This is a genomic window from Roseovarius sp. TE539 (assembly GCF_003298505.1).
Taxonomy (GTDB): domain Bacteria; phylum Pseudomonadota; class Alphaproteobacteria; order Rhodobacterales; family Rhodobacteraceae; genus Roseovarius.
The window spans coordinates 178,504-191,186 of record NZ_QNGB01000001.1 but is presented as its reverse complement, the minus strand read 5'-3'; the positions used below and the strand labels follow the sequence as shown (position 1 = coordinate 191,186).

At 60.9% G+C, this 12,683-nt stretch carries 10 protein-coding genes; 5 read left to right on the top strand and 5 right to left on the bottom strand.

All coding sequences use genetic code 11. The features are described 5' to 3' along the window. Positions 1-53 precede the first annotated feature (53 nt). Complete coding sequence (locus DQW77_RS00915; protein ID WP_113256278.1) at positions 54-1,229, bottom strand: MFS transporter; 1,176 nt, start codon at positions 1,227-1,229, stop codon at positions 54-56. Between the two features lie 325 nt (positions 1,230-1,554). Here DQW77_RS00915 and rimP point away from each other — a divergent pair, with 325 nt between their 5' ends. From rimP to infB, 4 genes are read left to right on the top strand one after another with little or no spacing between them, the layout of a single operon-like run. Further along, on the top strand, positions 1,555-2,130 hold the full coding sequence (gene rimP, locus DQW77_RS00910) for a ribosome maturation factor RimP (protein WP_113256277.1): 576 nt from the start codon (positions 1,555-1,557) through the stop codon (positions 2,128-2,130). Positions 2,131-2,134: 4 nt separating this feature from the next. Then, the gene (nusA, locus tag DQW77_RS00905) at positions 2,135-3,757 is read left to right on the top strand and encodes a transcription termination factor NusA (RefSeq protein WP_113256276.1); all 1,623 of its coding nucleotides are present in this window, start codon (positions 2,135-2,137) and stop codon (positions 3,755-3,757) included. Between the two features lie 23 nt (positions 3,758-3,780). Beyond that, positions 3,781-4,413, top strand: a complete 633-nt coding sequence (locus DQW77_RS00900; protein ID WP_113256275.1) for an RNA-binding protein — start codon at positions 3,781-3,783, stop codon at positions 4,411-4,413. After that, positions 4,410-6,905 (top strand): translation initiation factor IF-2, encoded by a 2,496-nt coding sequence (gene infB / locus DQW77_RS00895; RefSeq protein ID WP_113256274.1) that lies wholly within the window; start codon positions 4,410-4,412, stop codon positions 6,903-6,905. Before DQW77_RS00900 ends, infB begins: the two co-directional genes overlap by 4 nt. A gap of 79 nt (positions 6,906-6,984) precedes the next feature. On the opposite strand, the gene DQW77_RS18435 is transcribed toward infB, so the two are convergent. The 4 genes from DQW77_RS18435 to DQW77_RS00880 form a co-directional block, all read right to left on the bottom strand. Continuing rightward, positions 6,985-7,119: a hypothetical protein gene (locus DQW77_RS18435; protein ID WP_258523627.1), complete on the bottom strand. Its 135-nt coding sequence runs from the start codon at positions 7,117-7,119 to the stop codon at positions 6,985-6,987. A 127-nt stretch (positions 7,120-7,246) separates the two neighbouring features. Further along, positions 7,247-7,645 carry a (deoxy)nucleoside triphosphate pyrophosphohydrolase gene (locus tag DQW77_RS00890; protein ID WP_113256273.1) on the bottom strand — a complete coding sequence of 133 codons (399 nt, stop codon included), beginning with the start codon at positions 7,643-7,645 and terminating at the stop codon, positions 7,247-7,249. Continuing rightward, positions 7,642-8,871, bottom strand: coding sequence for a bifunctional glutamate N-acetyltransferase/amino-acid acetyltransferase ArgJ (gene argJ / locus DQW77_RS00885; RefSeq protein ID WP_113256272.1), 1,230 nt, complete (start codon positions 8,869-8,871; stop codon positions 7,642-7,644). The genes DQW77_RS00890 and argJ overlap by 4 nt, the downstream gene beginning before the upstream one ends. 2 nt (positions 8,872-8,873) lie before the next feature. Then, positions 8,874-9,737, bottom strand: coding sequence for a peptidylprolyl isomerase (locus DQW77_RS00880; protein ID WP_113256271.1), 864 nt, complete (start codon positions 9,735-9,737; stop codon positions 8,874-8,876). 189 nt (positions 9,738-9,926) lie between these two features. Here DQW77_RS00880 and secA point away from each other — a divergent pair, with 189 nt between their 5' ends. Then, a complete protein-coding gene (gene secA / locus DQW77_RS00875; RefSeq protein ID WP_113256270.1) occupies positions 9,927-12,638 on the top strand; it encodes a preprotein translocase subunit SecA in 2,712 nt (903 codons plus the stop codon). The last annotated feature ends 45 nt before the right edge of the window (positions 12,639-12,683 follow it).

The window sequence follows — 12,683 nt, the reverse complement described above, 5'->3', positions numbered from 1 at the left end:
CGGGCGGAAATTGCGGCATTGGCCTTGCCCTGATTGTCCGGGGTGCCCGTCGGTCATCCGGCGATTTTTCTGTCCTGGATATGGCGGCGTCGGATGGCCAGGGCTGTTACCAATGAAATGGTGGCTGTCGCGACGAACATCGGCGCGGCGCCGAAACTGTCCGAAATGAATCCCGCGCCGACAGGCCCCAGAACACTGCCCCCTGTGACGGCCACAAGCGCGGTTGTGAAGCTGAGGGAAGGAAGATTGGGAAACAGACGTTCCGACCATAATGCAAGGATCGCACTCATCATCATCACGAACCCGCCCTGAAGGCAGGCGGACAGAAGCACGCCCGTCCACGAGGTGGGTGCCAACGCGACCAGGACAAGCGAGAGCGCCGAGGCAAGCATCAAGAGCCTGAGCAGCCGGGGCAGGCCGGCCAGCTCCACGCAGCGTCCAGTGGTCAGGCCCACGAGTCCGAAGAGACCGAAGCTGACGAAAATGATTGCCGGTGACATATCGGGCTGAAGCTGAGGCAGGCCTCCGGACTGCTTGATCCTGTCGGCAGCGAACGAAATGTAGATCGCGGTGGTCACTCCGAAAGACAGAGATATCGCATAAAGGGGCATCGCGGACCGGCGCAGCAGAACCGCCCAGGGCAGGATGGAGACGGGACCGGGACTGCCGGCAACATCCCTCAGCGCGCCAAGATTTCCAATGAATGCCGCGGCGCTGGCAATCGCGAAGGCGGCCCAAGCGACACGCCAAGACAGGTCGCTCCCGCCCACGGCGAATGCCGTTGCGCCGGCCGCGGCGATGCCGAGGCTTGTTCCGGTGCTGATGATCGAGAGTGCGGCGGGCCTTGCGCCATCCTGCACCTGACGGTGTACCGCATTGTTGAAAGGCGCCCAGGCGAAACCGGCGCTGGTCATCGCGAGGAAGACGCCGGTGGCAAGCACCGGAAGGCTGGTGGCCGCCGCGATCATCCCCATTCCGAGTGTTGCGGAAAACAGGCCCATAAGGACCGGCAGTCTCGGTCCGCCCGCGGCTGTTGCGCCATAGGCCGATATCAGACCGAACAGCATTCCCAGAAATCCCAAGCCCGAGATGAGACCGGCGGTTCCCGATGACAGGGAAAACACCGTCTTGAATTCGGGCAGGAACAGACCGAATCCCATGCGGGCCGGTCCATATGTTATCGCGGTTGCGGTGAACCCCGCAGCCGCCAATTTCCAGAACGAACACATGCCCTCTATCTGGAGGTTTCGCTTCAGGTCACAAGGGAACTTACCTGCGACATACAATGCAGTGTTCGAGTGTCGTCGCTTGTCCGGTCAAGCGTATGAATGGAGGCCTCATTCCGGCGCATGTCTCGCGCCCTTTTCTCTTTCTTTCGGATCCCGGCGTGACCGGAACACGACCGGGTAATTCGGACACCAAGCGGATATTGCTCTTGCAGACTCGCGGCACAGGTCATATATGCCCATCAACAGCGGCGCCACCGGGTCCACACCGGCAGGCACCACCGGATAGGTAAACGGGCCGCGCGCCCGTTTTTTTGTGTTTGGGAACATGAGCAACGATCTAATCGCCAAAGCCGCGATCGACCGCCGTCTGGCCGAGATCATCACCCCTGTCATCGAGGACATGGGGTATGAACTGGTGCGCGTCCGGCTGATGGGCGGCAAGACCCAGACCCTGCAGATCATGGCGGAGCGACAGGACGGGGGTATAGAGGTGGATGAATGCGCCGAGATATCCAACGCCGTAAGTGCGGTTCTGGATGTCGAGGATCCGATCCTCGATGGCTACACGCTGGAGGTTTCGTCCCCCGGTATCGACCGCCCGCTGACCCGGCCCAAGGATTTCGAGACCTTCGAGGGGTATGAGGCCAAGCTGGAAACGGCCGAGCTTATCGGTGGGCGCAAGCGCTTCAAGGGTGTCCTGGCAGGCGTGGACGGCACAGAAGTCCTGATAAACGTGGATGAAGGCACGATCGGGCTGGAATTCGAGTGGCTGAACGATGCCAAGCTGGTGCTGACAGATGACCTGATCCGCGACATGCTGAAGGCGCGCAAGGATGCCGGCACAGTGGACGAGAGCGAATTCGACAAGATAGAGACCGAGACCGGTTCCGAGGAGGACTGAAATTATGGCGATCACCTCTGCCAACCAGCTTGAACTTCTGCAGACGGCCGAAGCCGTCGCGCGGGAAAAACTGATCGACCCCGCGCTGGTGGTCGAGGCAATGGAGGAAAGCCTCGCCCGGGCGGCCAAGAGCCGTTATGGCGCCGAGATGGACATTCGTGTCAGCATCGACCGCAAGACAGGGCGGGCGACGTTCACCCGCGTGCGCACGGTGGTCGAGGATGACGAGCTGGAAAATTACCAGGCCGAGATGACCGTTGAACAGGCGAAACAGTACATGGACGATCCCAAGGTGGGTGACGAATTCGTGGAAGAGGTTCCGCCGGTGGAGATGGGCCGGATCGCCGCGCAATCCGCCAAGCAGGTGATCCTGCAGAAGGTCCGCGAAGCCGAGCGCGACCGCCAGTACGAGGAATTCAAGGATCGTGCGGGCACGATCATCAACGGGATCGTCAAACGCGAGGAATACGGCAACGTCATCGTGGATGTGGGCCGCAGCGAGGCGATCCTGCGCCGCAACGAGAAGATCGGGCGCGAAAGCTATCGCCCCAATGACCGCATCCGCTGTTATATCAAGGACGTGCGACGCGAGGCCCGCGGCCCGCAGATTTTCCTGAGCCGCACGGCGCCCGAGTTCATGGCCGAACTTTTCAAGATGGAGGTGCCCGAGATCTACGACGGCATCATCGAGATCAAGGCAGTGGCACGTGACCCGGGAAGCCGCGCCAAGATCGCGGTGATTTCCTATGACGGGTCGATCGACCCCGTCGGCGCCTGTGTCGGCATGCGTGGCAGCCGGGTGCAGGCAGTCGTGAACGAGTTGCAGGGCGAAAAGATCGACATCATTCCCTGGAACGAGGATCAGCCGACCTTCCTCGTAAACGCCTTGCAGCCCGCCGAAGTCACCAAGGTGGTGCTCGACGAGGATGCCGGAAAGATTGACGTTGTCGTACCCGAGGATCAGCTTTCACTGGCCATTGGACGGCGCGGACAGAACGTGCGCCTCGCCAGCCAACTGACCGGGCTGGATATCGACATCATGACCGAGGCCGAGGACAGCGAGCGCCGCCAGAAGGAATTCGAGGAGCGCACGAAGCTGTTCATGGACACGCTCGACCTTGACGAGTTCTTTGCCCAGCTTTTGGTGTCCGAGGGTTTCACCAACCTCGAGGAGGTGGCATATGTCGAACTGGACGAACTGCTGGTGATCGATGGTGTCGACGAGGATACCGCCCAGGAGCTTCAGGCGCGGGCGCGCGACATTCTCGAGGCCCAGGCGCGCGAGGCAATGGAAAAGGCCCGCGAGCTTGGTGTCGAGGACAGCCTTGTTGAATTCGAGGGCCTGAGCCCCCAAATGATCCTGGCATTGGCCGAGGACGACGTGAAATCGCTTGAGGATTTTGCGACCTGCGCGGATTGGGAACTGGCCGGAGGCTGGACCGTCGTGGACGGTGAGCGAGTAAAGGACGACGGTATCCTGGAACCCTTTGATGTGTCTCTGGAAGAGGCGCAGAACATGGTTATGACCGCTCGTGTAATGCTGGGCTGGGTGGATCCGGATGACTTGCTGGGAAGTGATCCGGAATCTACCGAAGAAGACGCGCAAACGCAGGAGGCCGGGGCCTGATCCCAGGCCCCGCGTGTAGGCGGATGGGTCGCGGCGGGCACCCCAAGGATCGATCGGGCGGTCCCGAGCGCAAATGCATCGCGACGGGAAAGGTGCGACCCACGCACGAGCTTTTGCGATTTGTGATCGGACCGGACGGTCAGGCGGTGCCGGATATGCTTGAAAAGCTTCCTGGGCGGGGGATATGGGTATCAGCGGAACGCGCGGCGCTTGAACGGGCGGTAAACAAGGGACTGTTCTCAAGGGCGGCGCGGCAAAAGATCAAGGCGCCTTGCGATCTTTGCGATACTGTCGAGGCGCAGCTCGCGCAGCGGGTGGTCAATCTGATCAGTCTGGCGCGCAAGGGCGGCGCGGCGGTGTCGGGGTATGAGAAGGTCAAGGCGTGGCTCGCCGGGGACGAGGCCGAAGTTCTGATTCAGGCCAGCGACGGTTCCGGGCGTGGAAAATCGAAATTGAGCACGCCCTATGGTGGAAACTTCGTCGGGTGGCTCACATCGGCCGAGATCGGCCAGGCCTTCGGGCGACAATCGGCAGTGCATGCGGCACTGCGCGCTGGAGGTTTGGCGCAACGTGTTGTAGAGGAGGCGGCAAGGCTGAAAGGCCTGCGCGTCTCGCACGGCGGTGATGCCGCCGGAAAGGAAAGTGGAACCACATGAGCGACAACGACGGAAAGAAGACTTTGGGTGTGCGTGGCGGTCCCCGTTCCGGGAACGTGAAGCAGAGCTTCAGCCACGGCCGGACCAAGAACGTCGTGGTGGAAACCAAGCGGAAGCGTGTCGTGAAACCCGGACAGGGTGCCGCGGGCGGCGCGCCCGGCGGCGGTGGCAAAAGCGCGCGTTCCTCGGATCCCAGCAAGCGGCCCGCCGGCATTTCCGACAGTGAGATGGAACGCCGGATGAAGGCGCTTCAGGCAGCAAAGGCGCGAGAGAACGAGGAGGCCGAACAGCGCGAATCCGAAGAGCGCAAGCGTGAGGAAGAGCGGCAGCGCCGTCGCGAGGAGGTCGAAGCCAAGGAACGCGAACAGCGCGAGGCCGAGGAACGTGCCAAGGCCAAGGCCGAAGAAGAGGCCCGCAAGAAGCGGGAGGCCGAAGAACGGGAAGCCGCCAAGCAACGCGGGGCAGAAGCAGCGGCAGCGCCTCCGGCAGAACCGCAGCAACCCGCCCGGCCGCAGCCGGCGCGCAAGCAGGACAAGGACCGTGATCAGCAGCGCCAGCAGCCACGTGGCAAGGGCAAGGGCGAAGATGGACGTCGCTCGGGAAAACTGACGCTGAACCAGGCGCTTTCGGGCGGCGAAGGTGGGCGCCAGAAATCCATGGCGGCGATGAAACGCAAGCAGGAGCGCGCGCGCCAGAAGGCGATGGGCGGCCAGCAGGAACGCGAAAAGATCATTCGCGACGTTCAATTGCCGGAAACGATTGTCGTTTCCGAACTTGCCAACCGCATGGCCGAACGCGTGGGCGACGTGGTCAAGGCGCTGATGACAAACGGCATGATGGTTACGCAGAACCAGTCGATTGACGCCGATACCGCCGAGCTGATCATCGAGGAGTTCGGCCACCGTGTGGTGCGCGTGAGCGATGCCGACGTCGAGGACGTGATTGACCAGATCGAGGACAAACCGGAAGATATGGAGGCGCGTCCGCCGGTGATCACAATCATGGGGCATGTCGACCACGGCAAGACCTCGCTTCTCGACGCGATTCGCAACGCGAAGGTCGTGGCCGGCGAGGCCGGCGGCATCACCCAGCACATTGGTGCCTACCAGGTGAAGACGGATGGCGGAACGATCCTGACCTTCCTCGACACGCCGGGACACGCGGCCTTCACCAGCATGCGCGCGCGGGGCGCCCATGTGACGGATATCGTCGTTCTCGTTGTTGCCGCTGATGACGCGGTGATGCCGCAGACGATCGAGGCCATCAATCACGCCAAGGCCGCTGAAGTGCCGATGATCATCGCGATCAACAAGGTCGACAAGCCCGAGGCGAATCCGGACAAGGTCCGTACCGACCTGTTGCAGCACGAAGTGATCGTCGAGGCGATGTCGGGTGATGTGCAGGATGTCGAGGTTTCCGCCCAGACGGGGCAAGGTCTGGATGACCTTCTGGAATCGATCGCTCTCCAGTCCGAGATCCTGGAGCTTGAGGCGAATCCGAACCGTGCCGCCGAGGGTGCGGTGATCGAGGCACAGCTTGACGTTGGCCGTGGGCCGGTGGCGACGGTTCTCGTTCAGAAGGGCACCCTCCGGCAGGGCGACATCTTTGTTGTCGGGGAGCAGTACGGCAAGGTTCGTGCGCTCATCAACGACCATGGCGAGCGTGTGAACGAGGCCGGCCCATCGGTGCCTGTCGAAGTCCTGGGACTTAACGGCACTCCGGAGGCCGGTGATGTCCTGAACGTCGTCGGCACCGAGGCGCAGGCACGCGAAATTGCCGAGTACCGCAAGGAAAAGGCCAAGGAAAAGCGTGCCGCGGCCGGTGCAGGAACCTCCCTGGAGCAACTTCTTGCCAAGGCCAAGGAAGACGAGAACCTCAAGGAAATGCCGATCGTGGTCAAGGCCGACGTTCAAGGATCTGCCGAGGCGATCGTCCAGGCGATGGAAAAGATCGGCAACGAAGAGGTTCGCGTGCGCGTGCTGCACTCGGGCGTTGGCGCGATCACTGAATCGGATATCGGGCTTGCCGAGGCCTCAGGGGCGCCGGTCTTCGGCTTTAACGTGCGGGCCAACGCACCGGCGCGCAACAGCGCCAACCAGAAGGGTGTGGAAATTCGTTACTACTCGGTCATTTATGATCTTGTGGATGACGTGAAGGCCGCGGCTTCGGGCCTTCTTGGCGCCGAGATCCGCGAAAAGTTCATCGGCTATGCCGAGATCAGAGAAGTCTTCAAGGTCTCCGGCGTCGGCAAGGTTGCCGGCTGTCTGGTTACCGAGGGGATCGCGCGCCGGTCGGCCGGGGTGCGGTTGCTGCGCGATGACGTGGTGGTACACGAGGGCACGCTCAAGACTCTGAAGCGTTTCAAGGATGAAGTTTCCGAAGTTCAGTCCGGTCAGGAATGCGGCATGGCGTTCGAGAACTATGAGGATATCCGCCAGGGTGACGTCATCGAGATCTTCGAGCGCGAAGAGCATACCCGCACTCTGGATTGAATGGGTACGGAACCCGGGAAAACAAAAGGGGGCGGCTTGGACCGCCCCCAAGAACTTTCAATGTCGCGCGTTTGTCGTGTCAGGCAGCAGCCTTGACAGGTACGCCCGAATACAACTTCTTGCCGACACGTACCTGAACCCGGCCATCCGGCAGATCACGAACGAAAATTCCCTGCACCGAAATGCAGCTTCCCAATATGACAGTACGCAGCATCGACAACCCCCTGCAGCAATCCCTGACAATAATTGTATCCATTTGGTCGACAATGTCAAAGTAGTGATTCTTCCGTTGCAGTTTCCTGCTGACATCGGAAGAATTTACAGTGGTTCGAAGGCAGCGATCACAGCCAATCGCGCAGGATCGGAATGATTGGCAGGTCGGCAGGCGGCATGGGATAGGATTTCAAATCGGTTGGACGTACCCATTTCAGCACCTGATTCTCCCGGGGAGCGGGGATACCCCCCCATTTCCGGCAGGCGAACAGTGGCATGAGAAGGTGGAACTCGGGGTACCGATGGCTTGCGAAGGTCAGCGGGGCCAGACAGCTTTCCCAGGTTCCGATGCCAAGTTCTTCGTCAAGTTCCCGAATCAAGGCCGCCTCGGGGCTTTCGTCCGGTTCCACCTTGCCGCCCGGAAACTCCCATAGGCCGGCCATCGGCTTGCCTTCAGGGCGTTGCGCCAGCAGCACGCGACCATCGCCATCAATCAGCGCAACCGCCGAGACAAGGACCGTTTTCATGAGCGGTAATCGGCGTTTATGTCGATATAGCCGTGGGTCAGATCACAGGTCCATACGCGCGCCGTACCGCCGCCGAGGCCCAGATCGACATGCAAGGTCACCTCGGGGTTCTTCATGTAGGCGGCGGCGCGGGTTTCGTCGTAATCCGGGCTGACCCACCCTTCACGGGCGACAAGGATATCTCCGAACCAGATCGACAGCGTGTCCCTGTCAGCCCGCGCACCGGATTTTCCGACAGCCATCACAACGCGGCCCCAGTTCGGATCTTCGCCCGCAATGGCGGTCTTGACGAGGGGCGAGTTGGCGATCGCCTTGGCATGAACGTGTGCATCGGCGTCGCTGGCGGCACCGGTAACGGACACTTCGACGAACTTCGTTGCGCCCTCTCCATCCCGGACAACCTGATGGGCCAGATCCATCATGACCTGGCGCAGCATGCTCATGAATCCGATATTGGCATCCGTTATGCGAATGCCCGAAGCGCCCGTCGCGGCAACGAGCAAAGTGTCGGATGTCGATGTGTCACTGTCTACCGTTATGCAATTGAATGTCGTGCGGTTGAGGGCCGAGACCATCGTTTGCAGCACTGGCTGCTCGATGGCCGCGTCGGTGAAAATATAAACCAGCATGGTCGCCATGTTTGGCGCGATCATGCCTGATCCCTTGGCGATGCCGGCAATCCGCACGGTCTGGCCGTCCACGTCGACGGTGCCCGCCGCGCCCTTCGCGAAGGTGTCGGTTGTCTTGATCGCATGCGCGGCCGCCTCGAGTCCGGCAGGATCCAGTCTTGTGGCCATTCCACCGACAACCGCACAAATTCGATCATGCGGCAGGGGTTCCCCGATGACCCCTGTCGAGGACGAAAAAACCCGCCCTTCCGGGAGGTTCAGGGTGTCTGCAACCGCTTTTGTAACGGCGGCCGTCGCGTTCGCGCCGTTGCGGCCGGTGAACGCGTTCGCGTTGCCGGAGTTGACGATGATCGCCGCCCCGTCATCGGAGTTACCGCCGAGCTTGGCCTGACAGTCCAGCACCGGTGCGGAACGCGTGGCGGATCGCGTGAACACTCCGGCGATGGCGGTTCCGGGCGCCAGCTTTGCCAGCATCACGTCGTCGCGGCCGGAATATCGCACCCCGGCTTCGGCTGTGGCAAAGCTGACGCCTCCGATCACGGGCAGATCGGGAAAGGCATCCGGCGCGAGAGGCGACCGTGGCAACGGCGCGCTCACGGTCAGTTTTCCAGCAAATCGAACTGGCTGATGAGCGCCGGGTCAATCTCGCCGTCTCCGATCTGGTCAATATCCGCCGGTTCCCGAAGTTCCGCGACATGAGCCTCGATGGCGGTTTCGCGAATCTGCTGTTCCAGGTCGGCGCGCACCTCGCCCAGCTCGGGCGTTTCCTGCATCCGGGTTTCGTTCAGGCGGATCACGTGCCAGCCGAACTGTGTCTTGACCGGGTCCGAGATGGTGCCGGGCTCGAGGTCCGCGACGGCCTCTTCAAAGGGTGCAACCATGGTGCCGGTTGCGAACCAGCCCAGATCACCGCCACCGGCGCTGGACGGACCGGTGGAATGTTCCTTTGCCAGTGCAGCGAAATCGGCACCATCGCGAAGCTCTTCGATCAGGCTTGCGGCCTCCTCCTCGGTCTCGACCAGAATGTGCGCGGCCTTGTATTCGGTTTTCTGGTCGGCATTCGCGTATTGCGCTTCATAGGCGTCCTGCACCGCTTCTTCGGTGACCGCACGTTCGGCCACCCCGGCAAGGATTTCACTGGAGACGGTCGCGCGGCGCTCGTTCTCGAGCATCAGCTGGCCACGCCTGGAAATCTCTCCCTCGAAAGATTGGGAAAGCAATGTCTGCTGGACAAGTTGATTGAGGATTCCGTCAAACAGCACTTCGGGTGGCAACTGATCGTATTGTTGTGGCAGGCTCGAACGCAGGGCGATCATGTGGCCGAGCGTGATGTCGGTTCCGTCGACAGTCGCCACTACCGTATCGGCATCGGGCGTCGACTCATCCTGCGCGTTTGCGGGGAGCGCGGCGAAGGCGAGCGCGGCAATCGCCGTGACCGGAAGTGATTTCAGGCGTTCGAGCATGGTGATTTCCTTTGCAGATGCTGCTTTGCTGGGCGCGCGGGTGCGCGACGTTGACACTCTGACGGCTGCCCCTTACATCGCCATAGGATCAAGGCGTGCCTGCCATATTGCGCCCGTTGTAGGGCTGCATTGGAAACGGGGCAAGCAATTGCCTTTCACGGAAAGTCAAAAGACCGGATCGGATAGTAAATGCTGGGTATTGGAACCGTCGCCCGTAAGGTGTTTGGCACGCCGAACGACCGCAAGATCAAGGCGACACGGCCGACCGTCGCGAAGATCAATGCGCTGGAGCCGGAAACCGCGGCACTTTCCGATGCGCAATTGAAAGAGAAAACCGTCGAATTCCGGGACAGGATAACACAGGGTGAAAGCCTTGATGCCCTTCTCCCCGAGGCGTTTGCCGTCTGCCGCGAGGCTGCCCGCCGGGCCCTTGGCCTGCGGGCCTTCGACGTGCAGTTGATGGGGGGGATTTTCCTGCACCAAGGCAATATCAGCGAGATGAAGACCGGTGAAGGCAAGACCCTTGTTGCGACCTTCCCGGCCTATCTGCATGCGCTGACCGGGAAGGGCGTGCATATCGTCACCGTGAACGATTACCTCGCCCGGCGCGATGCGGACTGGATGGGCAAGGTCTATGGCGCGCTCGGGATGACAACGGGGGTGGTGTATCCGCAGCAACCGGAGGACGAGAAAAAAGCCGCGTACGCGGCCGATATCACATACGCGACCAACAACGAGCTGGGTTTCGATTATCTTCGCGACAACATGAAATCCGAGTTGAGCGAAATGAATCAGCGCGGTCACAATTTTGCGATCGTTGACGAGGTCGACAGCATCCTGATCGACGAGGCGCGCACGCCGCTGATCATATCGGGGCCTGCACAGGACCGCAGCGACCTCTACGTTACGATCGACAAGCTGATCCCGGAACTTTCCGAAGAGCATTACACGATCGACGAGAAAACCAAGAACGTGACCTTCACCGACGAGGGCAACGAATTTCTCGAGGAAGTGCTGCACGAAAAGGAAATCCTGCCGACGGAACAATCGCTTTACGATCCCGAAAGCACGACCATCGTGCATCATGTCAATCAGGGGCTCCGGGCGCACAAGCTGTTCCAGAAGGACAAGGACTATATCGTCCGGAATGGCGAGGTAGTGCTGATTGACGAGTTCACCGGCCGCATGATGCCCGGCCGGCGGCTTTCGGAAGGCCTGCACCAGGCGATCGAGGCCAAGGAAGGCTGCGAGATTCGCCCCGAGAACGTCACGCTGGCACAGGTGACGTTCCAGAACTATTTCCGCCTTTACGAAACGCTGTCCGGCATGACCGGAACCGCGGTGACCGAGGCCGAGGAATTCATGGAAATTTACGGTCTCGGCGTTGTCGAGGTGCCGACCAACATGCCGATCGCGCGGGTGGACGAGGATGACGCTGTCTACCGCACCACACATGACAAGCTCAACGCGATCATCGAATCGATCCGCGTGGCCCATGAAAAGGGTCAGCCCATCCTTGTCGGCACGACTTCCATCGACAAGTCGGAAATGCTGAGCAACCTCCTGGAGAACGCGGGAATCAAACATAACGTTCTTAACGCCAGACAGCATGAGAAGGAGGCACAGATCATCGCCGAGGCGGGCAAGCTGGGCGCGGTGACAATCGCCACGAACATGGCCGGCCGGGGGACGGACATACAACTTGGCGGGAATGTGGAACTGAAGGTGATCGAGGCGCTTGACGCCGATCCCGATGCTGATCCCGAGGAACTGCGCAAGCGGATCGAGGCCGAGCACTCCGACGAGAAGAAAAAGGTTCTGGAGGCGGGTGGCCTCTTTGTCCTGGCGTCCGAGCGCCATGAAAGCCGCCGGATCGACAATCAGTTGCGTGGTCGTTCGGGCCGGCAGGGCGATCCCGGGCGGACGGCGTTCTTCCTGTGTCTGGAGGATGATCTCATGCGCATCTTCGGGTCTGACAGGCTTGAAAAAGTTCTGTCGGGCCTCGGGATGAAAGAAGGCGAGGCGATCATTCACCCGTGGGTCAACAAATCCCTCGAACGGGCCCAGGCCAAGGTGGAAGCCCGCAATTTCGATATCCGCAAGCAGCTTCTGAAGTTCGATGACGTGATGAACGAGCAGCGCAAGGTGATCTTCAAACAACGGCTGGACATCATGAAGGCCGATGATTTGTCCGAGATCGTTCAGGACATGCGCAACGAGGTGATCGACGACATGATCGATACCCACATGCCCCCCAAGACCTATGCCGATCAGTGGGACACGGAAGGGCTGCACAAGGCCGTGACAGAGACATTGAACATGGACCTTCCTGTCGCGGACTGGGCCGAGGAGGAAGGCGTTGACGACGAACAGATCGGCGAAAGGCTGGAGGATGCCGCCGACGAGATGATGGCGCAGAAGGCGGCCCAGTTCGGTGCCGAGAACATGCGCATGATCGAAAAGCAGGTTCTTTTGCAGACGATAGATTCGAAGTGGCGCGATCACCTTCTGACCCTTGAGCACCTGCGCAGCGTTGTTGGCTTTCGCGGCTATGCACAGCGCGACCCTCTCAATGAATACAAGACCGAGGCGTTCCAGCTTTTCGAATCGATGCTCGACAGCCTGCGCCAGGAAGTGACCCAGAAACTTGCCCAGATTCGTCCGATGACGGAGGAGGAGCGCGAAGCGATGATGCAGGAGATGGAGCAGCAACGCATCGCGATGGAGCAGGAGACCGAAGCGAAGCATCCGGGCGATGCCACTGGATCGCCGGTTGCCGATTCGTCACCCGAGGGTTTCGTGGAATCGGATCCGACGACATGGGGCAATCCCGGGCGTAACGCGCAATGCCCGTGCGGGTCGGGCAAAAAGTTCAAGCATTGCCATGGCAAGGTTGCCTGACCCGTTTGGCCGGCTTTTGCCTTGATGTGGCCCGAATGACTCCGT